Source organism: Vibrio clamense, from assembly GCF_050337905.1.
Taxonomy (GTDB): domain Bacteria; phylum Pseudomonadota; class Gammaproteobacteria; order Enterobacterales; family Vibrionaceae; genus Vibrio; species Vibrio cortegadensis.
In genome coordinates this window covers 131,073-149,958 of the sequence record NZ_JAKJTJ010000025.1, presented here as the reverse complement: position 1 = coordinate 149,958, position 18,886 = coordinate 131,073, and the positions used below count along the sequence as shown (strand labels likewise).

General features: G+C 41.0%; 19 protein-coding genes. 13 read left to right on the top strand and 6 right to left on the bottom strand.

Annotated features, from left to right (window positions below; translation table 11 throughout):
- Nucleotides 1–3 precede the first annotated feature (3 nt).
- A complete protein-coding gene (gene rlmF, locus L4C39_RS14170; protein ID WP_429746521.1) occupies nt 4–1,359 on the top strand; it encodes a 23S rRNA (adenine(1618)-N(6))-methyltransferase RlmF in 1,356 nt (451 codons plus the stop codon).
- A 104-nt stretch (nt 1,360–1,463) separates the two neighbouring features.
- Complete coding sequence (locus L4C39_RS14165) at nt 1,464–1,667, top strand: hypothetical protein (protein ID WP_084654949.1); 204 nt, start codon at nt 1,464–1,466, stop codon at nt 1,665–1,667.
- 79 nt (nt 1,668–1,746) lie between these two features.
- Here L4C39_RS14165 and pilW read toward each other — a convergent pair whose 3' ends face one another.
- Complete coding sequence (pilW, locus tag L4C39_RS14160; RefSeq protein WP_429746519.1) at nt 1,747–2,475, bottom strand: type IV pilus biogenesis/stability protein PilW; 729 nt, start codon at nt 2,473–2,475, stop codon at nt 1,747–1,749.
- 211 nt (nt 2,476–2,686) lie between these two features.
- Nucleotides 2,687–3,628, bottom strand: coding sequence for a homoserine O-acetyltransferase MetA (gene metA / locus L4C39_RS14155; RefSeq protein WP_017052282.1), 942 nt, complete (start codon nt 3,626–3,628; stop codon nt 2,687–2,689).
- Between the two features lie 242 nt (nt 3,629–3,870).
- Between metA and L4C39_RS14150 the strand changes: the two genes are divergently transcribed.
- Both L4C39_RS14150 and L4C39_RS14145 read left to right on the top strand, forming a co-directional pair.
- Entirely contained in the window at nt 3,871–4,242 is a 372-nt protein-coding gene (locus L4C39_RS14150) for an ATP-binding protein (protein ID WP_429746516.1), read from the top strand.
- Between the two features lie 48 nt (nt 4,243–4,290).
- Nucleotides 4,291–4,713: a DUF3859 domain-containing protein gene (locus L4C39_RS14145; protein WP_429746514.1), complete on the top strand. Its 423-nt coding sequence runs from the start codon at nt 4,291–4,293 to the stop codon at nt 4,711–4,713.
- 75 nt (nt 4,714–4,788) lie between these two features.
- On the opposite strand, the gene L4C39_RS14140 is transcribed toward L4C39_RS14145, so the two are convergent.
- Together L4C39_RS14140 and L4C39_RS14135 are read right to left on the bottom strand one after the other, a co-directional pair.
- A complete protein-coding gene (locus L4C39_RS14140; protein ID WP_429746512.1) occupies nt 4,789–6,546 on the bottom strand; it encodes an EAL domain-containing protein in 1,758 nt (585 codons plus the stop codon).
- Nucleotides 6,547–7,134: 588 nt separating this feature from the next.
- On the bottom strand, nt 7,135–8,244 hold the full coding sequence (locus L4C39_RS14135) for a M20/M25/M40 family metallo-hydrolase (RefSeq protein WP_429746510.1): 1,110 nt from the start codon (nt 8,242–8,244) through the stop codon (nt 7,135–7,137).
- 586 nt (nt 8,245–8,830) lie between these two features.
- On the opposite strand from L4C39_RS14135, the gene hppD reads away from it, so the two are divergent.
- From hppD to L4C39_RS14110, 5 genes are all read left to right on the top strand, one after another.
- Nucleotides 8,831–9,904 carry a 4-hydroxyphenylpyruvate dioxygenase gene (gene hppD / locus L4C39_RS14130; RefSeq protein ID WP_017052276.1) on the top strand — a complete coding sequence of 358 codons (1,074 nt, stop codon included), beginning with the start codon at nt 8,831–8,833 and terminating at the stop codon, nt 9,902–9,904.
- A complete protein-coding gene (locus tag L4C39_RS14125) occupies nt 9,897–11,021 on the top strand; it encodes a homogentisate 1,2-dioxygenase (protein WP_017052275.1) in 1,125 nt (374 codons plus the stop codon). Before hppD ends, L4C39_RS14125 begins: the two co-directional genes overlap by 8 nt.
- A gap of 12 nt (nt 11,022–11,033) precedes the next feature.
- A complete protein-coding gene (locus L4C39_RS14120; protein ID WP_371730611.1) occupies nt 11,034–12,056 on the top strand; it encodes a fumarylacetoacetate hydrolase family protein in 1,023 nt (340 codons plus the stop codon).
- Nucleotides 12,057–12,101: 45 nt separating this feature from the next.
- Nucleotides 12,102–12,764: a maleylacetoacetate isomerase gene (gene maiA / locus L4C39_RS14115; protein WP_429746507.1), complete on the top strand. Its 663-nt coding sequence runs from the start codon at nt 12,102–12,104 to the stop codon at nt 12,762–12,764.
- A 153-nt stretch (nt 12,765–12,917) separates the two neighbouring features.
- Nucleotides 12,918–13,742 (top strand): substrate-binding periplasmic protein, encoded by an 825-nt coding sequence (locus tag L4C39_RS14110; protein ID WP_429746505.1) that lies wholly within the window; start codon nt 12,918–12,920, stop codon nt 13,740–13,742.
- On the opposite strand, the gene L4C39_RS14105 is transcribed toward L4C39_RS14110, so the two are convergent.
- Nucleotides 13,743–14,051 carry a hypothetical protein gene (locus L4C39_RS14105; RefSeq protein WP_429746504.1) on the bottom strand — a complete coding sequence of 103 codons (309 nt, stop codon included), beginning with the start codon at nt 14,049–14,051 and terminating at the stop codon, nt 13,743–13,745. It abuts the gene before it with no gap.
- A gap of 170 nt (nt 14,052–14,221) precedes the next feature.
- Nucleotides 14,222–14,413 (bottom strand): hypothetical protein, encoded by a 192-nt coding sequence (locus L4C39_RS14100; RefSeq protein ID WP_429746502.1) that lies wholly within the window; start codon nt 14,411–14,413, stop codon nt 14,222–14,224.
- A 368-nt stretch (nt 14,414–14,781) separates the two neighbouring features.
- Between L4C39_RS14100 and L4C39_RS14095 the strand changes: the two genes are divergently transcribed.
- The 4 genes from L4C39_RS14095 (at nt 14,782) to L4C39_RS14080 (ending at nt 18,824) form a co-directional block, all read left to right on the top strand.
- Nucleotides 14,782–15,447, top strand: coding sequence for a DUF2726 domain-containing protein (locus L4C39_RS14095; RefSeq protein WP_017052269.1), 666 nt, complete (start codon nt 14,782–14,784; stop codon nt 15,445–15,447).
- Nucleotides 15,448–15,840: 393 nt separating this feature from the next.
- A complete protein-coding gene (locus L4C39_RS14090; protein WP_429746500.1) occupies nt 15,841–16,647 on the top strand; it encodes a hypothetical protein in 807 nt (268 codons plus the stop codon).
- A 105-nt stretch (nt 16,648–16,752) separates the two neighbouring features.
- Nucleotides 16,753–17,418 (top strand): response regulator transcription factor, encoded by a 666-nt coding sequence (locus tag L4C39_RS14085; protein WP_113795671.1) that lies wholly within the window; start codon nt 16,753–16,755, stop codon nt 17,416–17,418.
- Nucleotides 17,415–18,824, top strand: coding sequence for a histidine kinase sensor domain-containing protein (locus L4C39_RS14080; RefSeq protein WP_429746497.1), 1,410 nt, complete (start codon nt 17,415–17,417; stop codon nt 18,822–18,824). The genes L4C39_RS14085 and L4C39_RS14080 overlap by 4 nt, the downstream gene beginning before the upstream one ends.
- The last annotated feature ends 62 nt before the right edge of the window (nt 18,825–18,886 follow it).

Sequence of the window (18,886 nt, the reverse complement as noted above, 5' to 3'; positions counted from 1 at the left end):
AATATGACTCAATCAAAACAAACGTCTACAACCGAGCCGAAAAAAACGTTATCTCTTAATAAGAGTAGTGATGGGGTGACGGTGTCACAAAAGTCGAACTCAAAGAACCGTCGCTCACAAAAAGCGTCAGCTCAACCTTCAATGACAGATAAAAGTGAGTCTAGCAAAACGGGTTCTAATCAATCAAAAGCGTCGAACTCACAAGCAAAGAGACCGAACACGAAGACCCCGAATTTTAAAAAATCAGATTCTCGCAACAAGCCTAGTGGTAATACCCCTAGCAGTAATAAACCCGGCGGTCATAAACCCCACGGCAAACACGGCGGCAAGCGTTCAGCACCTAAATTAAAGGGTAAAGATGGCTTACATGTCCGTAACCAGCATAAAGGTCGTTATGATTTCGCTGCCCTTGCTCAAGCACTACCTGAATTAAGTGAGCACATCATCAAGAACCCGATGGGGGAATCGAGCATTGATTTCTCGAATCCAGTAGCGGTCAAAATGCTGAACAAGTCGTTGCTTGCTCATCACTATGGCGTGAAGCATTGGGATATTCCTGAAGGCTACTTATGTCCACCCATTCCAGGGCGAGCGGATTACATTCATCGCGTTGCGGACTTAATTAATGATGAGTTGGATGGTGCTGAGTTTAATCATAAAACTGTTACCGCTCTTGATATCGGTATGGGTGCAAACTGCATCTATCCAATTATTGGTGTCAGTGAATATGGTTGGCGCTTTGTTGCAAGTGACGTTGATCCGCTATCAATCAAGATGGCAAGTTTCATCGCAAGCACAAACCCGCATTTGAAAGGCCGAATCCAGTGTCGCTTACAAAATGACTCTGATTCTATTTTTAAGGGTGTGATCAAGAAAAAAGAACGCTATGACATAACGGTATGTAATCCACCATTCCATAAGTCTCAAGAAGAAGCGCAGCAAGGCAGTCAGCGAAAAATTGACAACTTAAATGCCAATAAAGTAAAACGTGGCGGACGCGCCATTCAAGGAAAACCGTTCAAAGAGACGGCTAATTTGAAAGCGTCATCATCAAAAGCGCCTATACTTAACTTTGGTGGCCAGAACAATGAGTTATGGTGTCCAGGTGGTGAAGCCGAGTTCATCGCGAAGATGGTCAAAGAGAGTGAGAATTATGCACATCAAGTGTTGTGGTTTACTACCTTGATGTCGAAAGGTGAACATGTTGATCAAACGCGAGTGCTACTTGAAAAAGTAGGGGCACGATCAGTTAAATTTGTAGAGATGAGCCAAGGCCAAAAAGTCAGCCGTTTTGTGGCTTGGACATTTTTAGACAAACAGCAGCGACAAGATTGGTTGCTAGGTGAAGAACAAGAGTAAACCAATACCACAAAGACATCACTGAGAGTCAACAGGTTAAGAGGTGAGTTAATTAATGAGTAAATAGTTCCATTAATTAGCCACTAAATAGGTTAGGAGGATTCATGGAATTTGAAATTTACCTTCCTTGTAAACCAGACTGGTTATGCGAAAGTTTTATGAGCGTATTTTCAGTCTTGTTACTGATTGGGCTTATTCTATTTATTCGCATTATCTACCGTGAATCTCAGAAGATAAAACGACGTACAAAAGTGCGTCGTTTACGTGGTATGGGTAGAGAGAGAAGACGGACACGCGATAGAAAGTAGTTCTTTCCATCGCACGTCTTTCTTAACAATAGCTTTCCATAACAATACCTTTCCGCAATATGAGCCTATGACGACATGCTTATCCTTGCATTTTCGTAAGTTGCTCACGGTATTTTTTCTCCAATACTGTGTTTCCTGCTAGCGACTCTAATCTAATCAGAATTTGTAATGAGGTTATTTGATAGCCATATCGTTTATGGAAACGTAACAGGCGTAAGCGAGCGTCATTATATTGATCATTGGTTACCTCTAAATTGGCGAGCTGTAATGTTGATCTTACTCGGTTGGGGTCATGATCTAATGCGCGTTGGAAATACGCCGCTGCCTTTTCAATGTGTTGTGCTTTTAGAGCACAGAACCCCGCATTTTCGTAACTGGCTGAAACGAGATAATAATAAGGCTGTTGAATGGCTTTGTTGAAGTAGCGATCTGCTTGTTCAAACTCTCCCTGCTTGCATAAGAAAGTTCCGTAGTTGTTTAAAACATTCCCATTCCGTGAATCATGCCTAAGTGCTATTTCATAAGATGTTCGCGCTTTGTCATATTCTGATACCACCTCATAGTAATGTGCCATTGAAAGGTGGGAGCGATAATAATTTGGTGAGTGTCTGACGGCGAGCTCTAAATTCTCGCGTGCTTTAACCATGTTTCTGTTTTCTAAGTATCCCAGACCTAGCGAGATCCGTGACTCAGCCATTGCGATTGGATCTGAGGCAGTTTGTGGCTCTCCATCGGTTACAGTCACGCAGCCAGATAGAAGCAAAGCCGTGGTGGCTAAAAGGCTCACTTTATACGATACGGTTTTCATCAATAGTTACTCTCCAAACAATGATGCAGATATAGTATGCAAATTGGTCCCTATTAAGTGGTAGGAGTGAAGATATTGCGAGACAGTAAGCAATCTTAAGCTAGATGGAAAAGGTCAAATTGCTTGGAAGCTAGATAAAAAGGCTGTAAACCGGATAAGATAAAAAAAAGCCGCGAACGTCGCGGCTTTTGTTGGAATGAGTACTTAATGGTTATTCATCATGAGTGAAATTTGCTTCGCTAAACGCATCAAGATCATATGGCGTCTGTTGGTAAACACAGTAATTTAGCCAATTTGAGAACAGCAAATGCCCGTGACTTCGCCAACTTGCGTTCGGCTTATTATCCGGATTGTCGTTAGGGTAGTAATTAATTGGAATCACAGGCTCCATGCCTTCGCTTAAGTCACGGACATATTCATGATGTAAGGTGAAAGCGTCATACTCAGGGTGACCCGTAACAAACACATTTCGTTTATCTTTGGTTGCTGCCAAATAGACACCAGCATCATCAGAACTCGCGAGGATATCAAGATCGGTATGCTCACTTAAATATTCTGGGGAAAAATCAGCATAACGAGAGTGGGGTGCAAGGAAAGTATCATCAAACCCGCGCAGAATTGGGTGGAACTCTTGGTGCAATTTATGGTGATAAACACCAGATAGCTTCTCTTTGCGTGTTCTCTTTGGCAAGTTATAGAGCAGTTTGAGACCCGCTTGAGCCGCCCAGCAGACGAACAGAGTTGAAGTGACGTGTTTATTCGCCCAAGACATAATATCTTCAAGGTGTTCCCAATAGATAACATCTTCAAATTGGACTAGCCCGAGTGGCGCACCTGTAATGATCAAACCATCAAAGTTACGCTTCTTAACCATCTCAAATTGGCGGTAGAAGTTGTCTAAATGTTCTGTTGGTGTGTTTTTGCTTGGGCGATCATCGATGCGCAGTAATTCAATATCAACCTGCAAAGGACTATTTGAAAGTAAGCGAAGAAATTGGGTTTCAGTCTCAATCTTTTTAGGCATCAGATTAAGGATCAGCACTTTCAGAGGTCGAATTTCCTGAGTAGAAGCTCGAGATTCAGGCATCACGAAGATATTCTCTTGGCGTAACACATCGGATGCGGGTAATTGATCGGGGATTCGTATTGGCACAGCTTGCTCCCTAAGCTATTTTTGGACGTCTATACATCTAAACCTAACTTAATTAAAGGGAGATGTCGACATCGTATGCAAACTTAATCTGATTTTAATACTTTCGAAGAGCGGTCGATGGGATCACAAAAACAAACAGTGTATGACGTGTTATAAAATAGGGTTATATTCTGTGGTACCAAGGTATAATGCGATTAGAATACAACGCGGCTGATAATACTGAAATTGATAGGGAATTATGTGTGCAAACCTTAACTTTGATTAGAGGCTTACCGGGCTCAGGTAAATCGACTTTAGCAAAATCATTACCAGCTAAACATGTCGAAGCCGATATGTATTTCGTTAATGATGCCGGTACCTATGAGTTTAATGCATCAAAACTGAAACAAGCGCATGAATGGTGTCAAAAGCAGACTGATGAATGGCTAAAAGCCGGTGATAGTGTGGTTGTCGCCAATACTTTTGTTTGTCACTGGGAAATGAAAGCTTACCAGCAACTTGCGAAGAAGCATCGAGTCGAACTTTGCATATTAGTGTGCAGAGAGAGCTATAACAATATTCATGGTGTCGATGCCGCTACGGTTGCGAGAATGAAGCGTCAGTGGCAAGAGTAAAACGTACAGAATTCCAAGACTTTAACTTTTAAAATAGTGATTATAAAAATGGCAAAACGTTCTTCAATCGTCGATATGGTCTCTTATGGGATCTACTCTACCTGGGATTCAAAATCTAAAGATCTTCCGAAGATCCAAGAGTTCACGACTCAAGTACCTGCTGAGCTTGATGTCGAATTCGGTTTCATCTTGAACATTAAAAAAGCGAAGGGTGAGAAGATTCGCTACTGCATATATCATCCAGATATCACGACAGATAAAGGTGAAGTATTAGAACCGTTTGATGGTGAGGAATATGTTGGTAACAATGATTGGGATTTTTACTTAGGCGACACTATCTGGGCCCCAATTGAAAATAAAATCGGAAAATGGCGAATGACCGTTGAATTAAAAGGTCAGGTCGTAGCGGATAAAACGTTCGATTTAACCGCTAAAGATGAAGGTCAATTTTGGAAGTGCAGAGGCTTTTAAAAGGCTTATAGGTCTTAAAAAATATTGGGTTTAATAAATTTATTGAGTTTAATAAATTATTGGGTTTAAAAGGTTTTACGCACAACGTGTATTGGCTGTTTGAGTTTGCTCTAAATGTGTTTTAAGAGGTAAGGGCTTTGAAATCCCAAAGCCTTGAGCAAAATCAATGTCTAACTGTTCGAGAATCTGAGTATGCTGCTCAGATTCAACAAACTCAGCCACAGTTACTAGGTTCATACTCGAAGCTACTTGGCTCATTGCCTGAACCAGTTTCACGTCGGTAGGGTTAGTGGTGATGTTTTTGATGAAAGATCCATCTATTTTTAGTACATCAAGTGGCAGCCTACGCAGGTAATCGAAACTCGCGTAACCAGTACCAAAATCATCTAGAGCGATGCAACAACCCGCCTCTCTAAGCTTCTCTATTGTTTGTATCGCAATATCTTCGTTATGTAGTGCCATAGATTCGGTGATTTCAAAACATATCTTATTCAACGGAACCGAATAAATTCTTGCATAATCAATAATTTGATCGGCCAGTTCCACAAAGTTCAAACTTGTGGCGGTCAGGTTAATTGAGCAACGACCAATTTGAGACCAGTTGATAACGTATTCATTGAGCGATTTGAAGGTGTGCTCTACCACCCACTTATCCAACTCTTTTTCTAAGCCAAACTTAAATATCAAAGGAAAAAAACTGGCCGGTATCATATGACGCTGGTGGGCTGAGTTTAACCTTAGAAGTACTTCGAAATATTCTTGATTATTGTTAGACCCTAGCTTTTTGTATGGCTGGCAGAAAAGCTCAAAGTCGTCATTTTTAAATGCTTCTTGAATAAAACTCAGTTTATCAACTTGAGTTGAACTGGATTTACAGCTATCAAGCCAGAGTACCTTTGTTCGGTTGTTCGTATATTGCTCACATAGCAATGAGACAATAGACTCAATATTGTTATTGGTTGATATTTCGGTGCAAATCAAAGAGCGTTTTACTAATTCGATTGAGTGACCGCTTTTGATAAATTGAAAGTGTTTCAAAGAGAGCAGCAACGCGTCTATTTCATTTTGAACATTAACTCTTTCATTAACTGGCAAATAACATAATAGACCGCTTGAAAAGGGGGGCAGATAGCTTCGAGATATAAAGGTTATTCTGTCACCTAAATGTTCACTTAAATTCTTTAAAAACTGAGCTCGACCTTTGTGGCCCAAACATAATGTCTTTGACAATGTTGCTTCGAGATCGATATAAATGAGCACCACTTTAGTATGTTGATTTAGATCTTCTTTCAGCTGAGATAAGTTATAGATGCCTGTATAGGGATCTCGGCGCTCGTGTTCAATCGCGGATTTTGTCGTTAAATATGTTCGGATTGAATGCCCAGCCAGAAGGAAAATCAAGGCTGCAATAATCGCGAAAACTAAAAGTTGATCATAGAACTGATAAGTATCAATCACTTTTAAGTTAAATCGTTGCACAGAGTTGTGAACAGCAAGCACAACCACGGTGGCGGCGATAGCGAATGGACGAATGAGACCAAATCGTCCTAGGCCAACAGCAACACAGTACAGTGATATTAAACATACGGTGTTTAAGATGATGCTGTTATTAATAAACAGAATCGTCAACATGCCAGCCAAACAGGTTGCTAACCAATACCAGTAATGGCTACTTTTAAACCTCGACTTGAGCATTTCATTATCGATGTCTAGAAAGGGAACTGTACGTTTTCTTGTTAACGTACTAACCGTTATGATGAGTAGTGGTGTTAAAATGAGATGAGTGAGATTACCACCAATAATCGCCAGTAACATTAGATCTGGAGCTGGCATTAAAGAGGTTTGCTTTACGCTCTGTAGCCAGTATAAGGAACTGTTAACTACGGGGTAAAGAAACCCTACAACAATAACGTAACTGGTTAAAATGAGAGTGTAATTATAAGGCTCAATTTTCGACTTGATATATTGAAATAACGTGGCAAAAGCATATGAAATTAAAGGAAATAAAATTGAAAACTCTAAGGACGGAACTAAACCTTTACCTGATATAAAATGATAATAGCTAAATAAACTGAGGATCACTACAGGTAGAACTTTAGCGCCTTTAGTAAAAAGAAACACGAAGATGAAAGCAGATGTGAAAGAGAGAACCTGACTTTTTTCTTCAATCAGTGTGAAGAAAATAGAAATGTAGAAACTTGCAATTAAAACTATAAATACCGTCATCTGCAAAAGCACTTCAGGTATTATTGTGCTCTGATTTTCTCTTAGTCGTGGAAAAAATACTTGTGTCATCAATTGTCTCACTTAACCGTTACGAAGACAGTTTAACACGGTTATAGAGAACGATGTACATTTAAATGGCAGCACACCTTAGGTTGTAAAGATGTGCTGTATATTGTTTTGATTTTACTAAAAGTTTTATGCAGTTGTTAGGTATGTTTTAACAAACTCTGCTGCTTTTACCATGTCATCGATGGCAATATGCTCTTCAGTAGTATGAACTTTAGCCATACCAGTAGAAATATTGACTGTGGTTAAACCTTTCTCGTTGAAGTTATTTGCATCGCTTCCGCCACCTGTACCTTTAGTGATCGGCGTTAATCCATTTTTCTCAAACGCTGCTTTAACGTTTTGGATATGCGGGTGGTCATCGGCAATAACAAATGCGTTGTAAGCACGTGTTGATTCAATTTCTACTTCAGCACCATGTTTTTCGGCCGCGGCTTTGAAAGTGTTGATCATGTGATCCACTTGAGCTGTTAGTTTGTCGTCGTTCAATGAACGTGCTTCCGCAACAATACGTAATTCAGGCATCACGATGTTAGTCGCTTGTCCACCTTCCACGATACCGATGTTAGCTGTAGTCTCTTCGTCGACACGTAAAAGCTTCATTTGAGTAATCGCATCAGCAGCAACTGCAATCGCACTGATACCTTCTTCTGGAGCAAGACCCGCATGCGCAGGGCGACCTGTGATTTTCGCGACGATTTTTTGTTGGCCTGGCGCAGAGTTAACGATAGTACCAACTGGACCGCCTGTATCTAGAACGATCGCATTGGTTGATTTAATGTAAGACATGTCGAAGTTTTTAGAGCCAAATAATCCACCTTCTTCAAACACAGTGAAAGCAATTTCAATGGTCTTGTGCTCAAGGTTATCGGCTTGAATACAACGAACGGCTTCTATGATCGCCGCAATGCCAGATTTATCGTCGCCACCTAAAATAGTGTTGCCTTTAGAACGAATAATGCCATCTTCAATAATAGGTTCGATGCCAATACCAGGAGTTACCGTATCCATGTGGCAGCTTAGTACGATGCTGTCATCAATTTTACCTTCAAGGCGAGCGTAAACATTAAAGCCATTAGACACTTCCTCTGGCACTGCAAGTTTATGTACTTCAAACCCAAGTGCGCTTAATTGCTCGGCTAACGTTTCAGCGATCTGTTTTTCATTGCGTGATTCACTGTCGATTTTTACAAGTTGGCAAAAGTGCTCAACTAGACGTTGTTGATTGATATCAGTCATTGGTTAACTCTCATTATTAATAACTTACTTATTCATAGAGTGCTGAAAGAGCGACGATGCCAGCGTGAAAACCATGAATGAAGCAAGTTGGGAATAGGGAACAGGCAACGAATATAGCTCTAATTTCTGTTACCTATGCCTGTTTTAAATCAAAGAATGGAGCTGTTAACGGCGATCTGAGCAACAAATTTGATAAACAAAGTCAGCACTGTGAAAAATAAGCGTATTCATTTACTCACTTGCGACAACCATGAGCAAAAGCCGGAACAACTGAGTAATGATTAGAAATAAAAGAGGCGTAAATGGCGAATCTAATTTACATGTTGAAGCGCTATTGTAGCCATCTATGGACAGATAAATATGGGGTAGCAGGCTGAAAATAGACGGTTTAAAACGATTCATCCTATTACTGGTCTGTGTGTAACATTAAATTTACATTGTCGCCCGTCTATTACCAAACATTGATTTAAATCAAATGACTTCTCAAATGGCTAAAACTCCCTCAAGGTTAATAATATGTTAATTAAACATTCTCTTAGGCACTTGTTCGCCTAAGTGAAATCGTAGTTCTCTAAAGGAGTAGAGCATGACCACTTCATTTAACCCACTAGGTACCGATGGTTTTGAATTTGTAGAATATACTGCAGCGGATCCTGAAGGGATTGCCAAGCTTAAAGCACTGTTTTTATCTCTTGGTTTTGCTGAAATAGCCAAGCATCGTTCTAAAGAGGCGTGGTTATATCGTCAGGGTGACATTAGCTTTATCGTCAATGCTCAACCGCACAGCCAAGCTGAAGCATTTTCTACCATTCATGGGCCATCTGTTTGTGGCATGGCTTTTCGAGTTTCTGATGCTGGCGCTGCGTATCAGCATGCTGTCGGAAATGGAGGCAGGCCTTACAAAACTGAAATTGGCCCAATGGAGCTAAGCATCCCTGCTATTTATGGTATTGGCGATAGTTTGATCTACTTTGTTGATCGCTACGGAAGCCAAAACATTTATGACGTTGATTTCAAATTCTATGACGATGCTGAACTGCGTTTACAGACTCAAGGGGTCGGTTTACTTGATATCGATCACTTAACTCATAATGTTAAGCAAGGGCATATGGACGTGTGGTCTGGATTTTATGAGCGTATTGGTAATTTCAGAGAGATCCGTTATTTCGATATTGAAGGCAAGCTCACTGGGCTAGTAAGCCGAGCGATGACCGCTCCGTGTGGAAAAATTCGAATTCCAATTAATGAATCTTCAGATGATAAATCACAAATCGAAGAGTTTATACGTGAATATAAAGGTGAAGGCATTCAGCACATCGCATTGTCAACGGATGATATTTACCAGACCGTCAGAACGTTACGTGAGCGTGGGATGGATTTCATGCCGACGCCAGACACTTACTATGCCAAAGTGAATGAACGGGTCGAGGGCCATAATGAAAATCTTCAAGATCTTAAAGATTTGCGGGTGCTGATTGATGGTGCTCCGATGAAAGATGGCATCTTATTGCAGATATTTACTCAGACCGTCATTGGGCCTGTATTTTTTGAGATCATTCAGCGCAAGGGCAATGAAGGGTTTGGTGAAGGTAACTTCAAGGCGCTGTTTGAATCAATCGAAGAAGATCAAATTCGTCGAGGAGTACTAGATAATGCATAAATGGATCACATTTCCTCATCGGGAGGGAGTGTGCTCTAAGCAAGCACATGCCGACTTCCCAAGCGAGGCTATCTACGAAAGGGAAGCGGGGCGCGGAGGTTTCTTCGGTCCTGCGGCACACTTCCATCATCAACATGCTCCTACGGGATGGAGTGAATGGGAAGGTGAGTTAAGGCCACGTGCATTTGACTGCAACCTTATTGACGAGTCAGAACAAGCTAGTCCGTGGTCTGCTCCTCATATTCTGCATAATAGCAGCTGTAAAATTCGAACTTGGAAAATCAGTAACACGATGGATTTCCTAGTACGAAATGCTGATGGTGATGACTTACTGTTTATTCATGCGGGTAAGGCTGATATGTTCTGTGATTATGGACATATTCAGATTTCTGAAGGGGATTATGTTTTGATCCCTCGCTCGACCTCTTGGCGCTTGGAAGTGAAGGAGCCTCTATTCATCTTGATGATTGAAAGCACGGATGGTTCCTATTCGTTACCTGAAAAAGGGATGGTTGGTCATCATGCTGTATTTGACCCTGCTATTCTCGAAGTGCCATCCATTAATGATCAATTCAAAGCTCAGTACTCAGAGAACACGACCAAAGTTCAAATAAAACGCCATGAAAAAAAGAGTGTGATTACCTATCCGTTTAACCCACTTGATGCTGTGGGTTGGCACGGTGATTTGGCGGTAGTCAAACTGAATTGGCGTGATATTCGTCCTTTAATGTCCCACAGGTATCATTTGCCACCTTCCGCTCATACCACTTTTGTCGGGAAAGATTTTGTGGTTTGCACTTTTGTGCCTCGTCCCATTGAGAGCGATCCCGGTGCATTGAAAGTTCCGTTCTATCACAACAATGACGATTATGATGAGGTGCTGTTTTATCACGCGGGTGATTTCTTTAGCCGAGACAACATCGAAGCGGGGATGGTGACCTTTCACCCGGCAGGATTTACCCACGGGCCTCACCCCAAAGCATTTAAAGCCGGATTAGAACATAAGAAAAAGTTTACCGATGAAGTCGCGGTGATGATCGATACCCGACAAGCATTAGAATTTGGCGATGCAGCAAAAAAAGCAGAGAACAAGCAGTATGTTTATAGCTGGCGTTAATGGAGAAAGAAAATGAAATTAGCCACACTCAAAGATGGAACAAGAGACGGTGTACTAGTCATTGTGAGTAAAGATTTAACCCAATGCATTGCGCCCACTCATATTGCTCAAACCTTACAATATGCACTGGATAACTGGGACAAGGTTTACTCACAATTGAATGAGTACTATCAAGCTCTGAATAAGGGAGAGTTGTCTGATTCTGTGTCGTTTATTCAGTCACAGTGCGAGTCACCGCTGCCAAGAGCTTACCAATGGGCCGATGGCTCAGCATACGTCAATCACGTCGAGTTAGTACGAAAGGCTCGCGGAGCGGAAATGCCACCAAGTTTTTGGACGGACCCACTAATGTACCAAGGTGGATCGGACTCCTTTATTGGTCCTCAAGATGATATTCCAGTGGAAAGCGAACAGTGGGGAATAGATTTTGAAGCGGAAGTCGCTGTGATTACTAGTGACGTACCAATGGGTGCTTCAATCGAACAAGCAAAGGATAGTATTCGTTTAGTGATGTTGGTGAATGATGTATCGCTGCGTGGATTAATTCCTGCTGAATTAGGCAAAGGTTTTGGCTTCTTCCAATCAAAACCATCATCGGCATTTTCACCCGTAGCTCTGACTCCCGATGAATTAGGGCAGGCATGGGATGGTGGGAAATTATCGTTACCATTGGAGTCCACATTCAATGGTGATTTATTTGGATGCCCTAATGCGGGCACCGATATGACGTTTGAATTTCCTGACTTGATCGCTCATGCCGCACACTCTCGCCCATTAGCGAGTGGTGCGATTATTGGTTCTGGTACGGTTTCAAATAAGCAGGGGACTCAGTATGGAACATCCATTTCTGAAGGTGGTGTTGGATATTCATGTATCGCTGAAGTGAGGATGATAGAGACTATTCGTGATGGGCAAGCGAGTACTGAATTCATGAAGTTTGGAGACAGTATAAAGATGGAGATGCATGACTCTGAAGGGAATAACTTGTTTGGTACGATCGAGCAGACCATCGTTCGTCATGATAAACCGTCTTAATGTGAACTTACTTTATATAAACTTAAGCTAGGGAATACCGCCGATATGAACAATAAAGAAAATACGACGATAATGCTTTATAGCTATTGGCGATCATCGGCGGCGTACCGAGTCAGAATCGCGCTGAATTTGAAACAATTAGACTATCAAACTACCCCTGTTCATCTGGTTAAGAATGGGGGAGAGCAGCATTCTGAGGTATTTCATGAAATGAATCCTAGCGAGCTTGTTCCGGTATTAAAAGATGGCGATCTCGTTCTGAACCAATCAATGACAATCATGGATTATTTAGATGAAACCTATAGTGGTCATCCATTAATTCCTTCAAATGGTGAACAACGTTATACCGTTAAAGCGATGGCACAAGATGTCGCCATTGATATTCACCCCATCAACAATCTACGAGTACTTCAATATCTTGAGCAAGAGTGCGAAATGACAGCAGAGCACAAGCAGAGCTGGTACAAACATTGGATTGGCATTGGGTTTGAAGCGTTCGAAACCAAACTTAAACACTCCTCTGGTTTGTATTGTGTTGGTGACGAGATCACGCTCGCTGATATTTGTCTTGTACCTCAAGTGTATAACGCAATACGTTTTGGGGTTGATATGACGCCATTTCCTACCATTGAAAGCATCTATGAACGATGTAATCAGCAAGCGGCATTCATTGATGCCATGCCTGAAAATCAAATTGATGCTGAATAAGTAAGAGGTAGAAATAACGATTACGGCAAAGCGAGTTGCTGAGTAAAGCGAATCGCGGTAAAGCTTAAAGATATCGTACTGACCCCGCTAGACGAATTTTATAATCACTCCTACATTATTAATGATAATAATATAAATATATTTGGAGTGATTATGTTACTCACATCAAGATTAACGCTGATTATTGGCGTATTAAATGCCCTGATTTTAAGGGTGTTGAGCGTAAAAAAATGGCTTTTTAGTACGCTACTTTTCAGTGTTACGTTTGCCAATGCGGCTTCATTATCTTCTTTAAACTATCTAACTGAAGAGTATCCCCCTTACAACTTTAGTGAAGATGGCGTGGTAAAAGGAATATCAGTCGACCTGTTAATTGAAGCGGCGCATCACTCTGGGGTCGTGTTAAACAATAAGGACATTACGATTCAACCTTGGGCGAGAGCGTATCGTGATGCACTTGTGAAGCCGAATGTGGCACTGTTTTCGATGACAAGAACGCCCAGTAGGGAAACATTGTTTAAGTGGGTTGGCCCAATAAGTAAAACGAGAGTTGTGGTATTGGCTAAAAAGTCGAATGAAATTGTAATTAATGAAAGCTTGGATTTAGCACAGTTTAAAATAGGCGTGATACGAGATGACGTAGGAGAACAATTGCTGATCAGTCATGGGATCCCAAGAGATTCGATGCAAGAGAGCTCTTATGCTGTGACGTTGGCAGAACAGTTACATAAAGGGCGGATTGATTTATGGGCATATGAAGAGAATGTAGCAAAATGGTGGATTCAAGTGAGTGGCTACAAAGCGAGTGATTTTGAACCCGTCTATATTTTACAAGAAGGTGAGTTATTTTATGCCTTCAATACACATATTGATGATGACACTATCGATTCATTGCAAGCGGGTTTAGACGCTTTAAAGTCAGTACATAATGAAGATGATGTCAGCCACTATCAAACCATTTTGAACCGCTATCAATAACTACGTAATCAATCCGTTTCTCACTAAACTACGACGTACATTTTTGCATAACTTACCGAACTGTCTAATTTCCGTCATATTGGGCAGTTCTTCACGTTGAAGTTGAGCCTCCCAGTATAATACATCACTTTCCACTAGCTCAATTAACTTGCGTGGGCAACCGACACACGTATCCCCACAGATCTGAGCTTCAGGTGCATCAAATGGAAAATCAGCTCTAACCGCAGTAATAATGTTAAGCATTGCTGTTTTGCGATCGGGTTTCTGGGTAAGTGCGGTGTTCTGAGTAAGTGCTGTTTTCTGAGTCATGTAAGCTTGCGTAAACGAATGGGAGCGCGATTTTATCTCAATTGAGAAGACAATCAATAAAAAGGTTTTTAAAAATAAGGAGAAAGGTTAGGGGAAGATCGAGCCGCTTTATTGCAAATAAAAAGGAGCAGAAGCCCCTCAGTAATTTTGGCTCAGACTCTCTGAAAAAATTAGATCATTTGAGACATACTTTCGAGCATATCAATTAGCTCAGTTTCTGTTGATGGCTCTTTTGTTAGCTCGACGGTTGCTGAAGCACCACCTTTAAGCATGTAAGCTCTGGTTCCACAGTGATCATAATGAAACCACTTACCATTTACGCAGACATCCGTATAGCATCTCGGGTCTTGTTTTAGTTTCATATTGCCACCTATTAATTACATTTGCTTAACACTTTTAACCATAATGCATCTGCAAAACATCAAAAATGATCTAGATCAACAATAAAGAGTTTGGCTAATTGATGAGATATAATTGTTTGTTATTTAAGGATAATTTTAAATGAAGTTGATGTTATAGCATTGAAGCCATTTTTGATGAGAAGCCGATATTCATTTTTATCTCACGTTAGCAAACTCTAGGAGGTGGTTTCTGAGCTATGTTTGGATCATCTCAAACCCAAGTATTATAGGCTCTCAAGAGTTTCTTCTTGCCAATACGTACGTTTAAACATACGCTTAGATAACATAAAACCTCGATTAAGCTTTTGTTTTACAAGCAGTGTTGGATCATGACTAATATATTTATAATTGTTGCTGTACTTGTTTTGTTTTTTATCATCATTCAGAAATATGTCGTGAAGTCGGATGATACAAAAGATCATAATTATCAAAAGAAAAGTAACCTTCTTAATATGCAGGAAGGGGCCTTTTATAACGCCTTAAAATCAGCCGTTGGTGAGCATGGTGCCGTGTTTGCTAAGGTCAATATGTCTAGTGTTGTGACGCCAGCAAAAGCCCGAAATAAGAAAGATTGGTTTATCGCAAACAACAAAATTTCACGTAGTTACTTTGACTTTGTTGTGTGTGATCCTCGCTCAATGGAAATTCGAGTCGTCATCGCGTTAGATAATGGCAAAGAGCTTAATAAAGGCAAAGCCGAACGCGAAAAGTTGTTGATGCATGTCTGTAAAACAGCAAACATTCCTTTGATTGGGGCATCTGTTCGCCATAGCTATCAAGTGAGTCGGTTGAAGAGATTGCTGGCCGCGCATATTGATCTAATAGAACCCGAAAAAGAAGTTCGTTTCTGTCGAAAATGTGGTAGCCCAATGATCATCAAAGTGGCAAGCCAAGGCGAATTTAAAGGACGTCGCTTCTTCACCTGTAGTCGTCAGCCAAATTGTACCTATACTGAAAACTACAATGTTGTTTTTGAAATGGATAGTGAAGAATAAGCCTCTCATTTCTTTATTTACTGCTTAAAACGCTACAATCCAAACCGCTAGACACGAACAGCTAGACTCGAACAGATACGATACGAATAACTACTACCAAAACCGACTATTCAAAAGCTACCGACCATTGCGCCATCATCTATGTGGCGCAGTATATTCATTAATCCTCGTAATATTCATTCATCTTCGTAACTAAGAAACCTGAGTAACTTTCTCTTTTTGCATCTATAGTTTAATGGTCATCCTAAAGTTTATGGCTTCCGCTTCGTACTACTACGATCAATGGTTGGCTCAAACAAAGTCTGAGGTCGGAGATTAGAGGCAAGAGCGTTGAGGTTATAAAGTGAAACTACTTTAGTTGTGACATTTTCCGATAACAGTAAAGGAGAGGCTATGCGATGGATTGGGAGTGCTGCTTTATTGTTTAGTTGTTCTGTGTTCGCAGATCAGTCATCACTCACGTTAGCGTTACCGTCACAAAAAGATGGTGGTCATGCTTACTTTCATGATCTTCTCACTCAAGCTCTGAATGATGTTGACGTCCAATTAAATATCATCACTCCTGATAAACATATCCCCCAAAAACGTGCGGTAAAAATGGTTAGGAAAAATCAGCTCTCATTAATGTGGTTGATTCAAACAGATAGACGAGATGCTCAACTGACCCCTGTAAGAGTCCCACTGACGTCAGGTCTTATCGGTAAGCGCGTATTACTCATTCCTAAAGGGGCACAAGAGGCCTACGAACATATTTATGACCTTAAAGATTTACAGCGTTCTGGTTTAATTGCAGGTCTAGGTATTAATTGGTTTGATGTTGAAGTGTGGCATCAAAATCAACTCAATGTTTTCTTGCAAGATGGAGAGTGGCGAAACCTATATGGTTCTCTATCTGTTGACGGAGAAGTGAACTATTTCCCAAGAGGCGTAAATGAAGTAGTAGGAGAAGCCAAATTTAATCCCGCACTCGATATCGAACAATATTTGTTACTTGAGTATCACCGAGATTTTCAATTCTATCTGAGTGAAGGGGCCTCAGTGCATAGAGAGCTTATTGAAAAAGCCTTAGTGCGAGCTAAAGAAACAGGTTTGATGAATGCTTTGATAGAAAAACATTGGAGCGATGACTTCGATGCCCTCAATCTAGATTCTCGTCGTATCATCCCACTTTCATCTGATAGCCCAGTCAGCCGTCAATAATCGAGTCAGTAACGCGAATAATTGATCGATTTATTGAGATCATATTGCTATCTGTAAATCTCAAGATTAGAATGCGAACCATTTTTATTACGATGTGGTTTAATTATGTCTTCTATCTTGGTTGTCGATGACGATGTACAACTGTGTGAATTACTCACCGAAGTCTTAATCGAAGAAGGTTATGACGTCAGCTCTGTTCATTGTGGTGAGAGCGCATTAGAGTTCATTCAATCTCATCCCGTTGATCTGGTTCTACTCGATGTCATGCTACCAAATTTGAACGGCTTGCAAGTGGCACGAAGAATTTGTCAACGTTTCGCCACCCCGATTTTAATGTTAACCGCTCTAAATGATGAAGCGTCAATGCTTGATGGTTACCAAGCCGGAGCTGATCAATACATTGCAAAACCATTCAAAGTGCCTGAGCTGCTCACTCGAATCAAGGTGATTTTGCGACGGGTCGGTTTGGAGCGCCAGAGACAGTGCCTAAGTTCAGTACCGTCGAAAATTGCGGATCAACTCGCTCGTATTCCATTAACGGGCACTGAATCAGAATTATTGGATTATCTCATCAATAACAGTGGCGTCATTGTTTCAAAAGCGGATCTACAAAAAAATGTATTAAAGAAAGAGTTAAGCCCGTTCGATCGAAATTTAGATATGCATATCAGCAATATTCGACGCAAGATAGTTCAAGCGGGTTTATCTAAGCAGCACATTAAAACCATCAGAGGAAGGGGTTATAGCTACTTAGAGGTGGCTGGCTCATGACATTAAGTGGTATGGCATTAACACTTAAGCAGCATCGTTCAGGTTTAGCGTTTAAATTATTTGGTTACTTAGCGGCAATACTGATATCGATCTTAGTGGTTCAAACGCTTGCAGAGAAAGCTCTAGTGAAAGCATTGCTAAAAATTCCCGCAGAAGTAAAACGCGATATGCAGGATTTGGCCTATCAAGCGAACATACTTATCAATGAAGGCGATATGGATGAGTTAGCGGATTGGGCGAATGCACAGCCCTATTATCTGTTCATTATTGATGACAATAAACGTCCGATTACTCATCGAAGTATGCACCCACACTTTGAATTCAAGCTTCGTTATTTGCGTACGATCGATGTTCAGTTGGACGATAGAGTCAACCGTCCATTGATTGGCCTGCCACTCGAAAATGGAAATATGCTGGTTATCCAGTTGCCTCATCAAGTTCATCCGGCCAAAAATTTTGTCTACTATTTTACCTTAATCAAAGTGGTGATCGCTTTTGTGATTCTGACTCTGTTTACCGGTATCATGCTGCGCTTTCTTCAGCAACCGCTCGATAGGTTAAGAGAGGCGAGCCGTCGGTTATCCCAAGGTGACTTTTCCGTTAGTGTGGTTAATGAGCTGAACTCGAAAACCACAGAATTCCACGAGCTTGCCACTGATTTTGATCACATGACGCAGAAGATACACTCTTTAGCTGAAAAGCAGCGCAGGCTCATTAGAGATGTGTCCCATGAACTTCGCACACCGTTGGCTAGGCAAAATTTAGCGTTACACTTGCTACGTAAGAAATCACAAGACAGCGAGCAGCATTTAATCACTCGGTTAGAGACTGAAATTAACGAGATGGATGATCTGATAGGGGAGATCTTACAGTTCAGCCGCTTGGAGAATTCGCAATACGATGCGGAATGCCTACCGTTACAACTTGAAAGCTATTGTGAAATTCAAGCCAGTCAAAGCAAAATGGAGTTAATTGGGAATCAACAGATCCAGACTCACTTGAATAACCAAACACCAATGATCAACGCCGATGCCCGTCTGTTGCTGCGAGTATTAAAAAACTTGATTGGAAATGCGATTAAATACGCGGGGCAAGATGCGGTGATTCAAGTGTCGGTGAGTAATGGTTTTACTGCTGACAAAAGTAAGCTTCAAAATGGCATACAAAATTTTGTGGTTGTGACGGTTGAGGATGACGGTCCTGGCATTCCTAAGCATCAATTAAAGTCTATTTTTGATCCTTTCACTCGTCTTGAATCTGCGAGAGATAAGCAGTCAGGAGGTTATGGTTTAGGCTTAGCGATTGTGAAAGAGGCAATGAACTTAATGGACGGTAAGATCGTGGCAGAAAATAGTGAAATCACAGGTGGTTTAAAAATCAGTCTCTATTTTAAGTATTCTCATTAATATCTGTTTTTGCTGCCTCAGCAATCCTTTACATAAATTTACAAACGCAAAGAATGTAAATT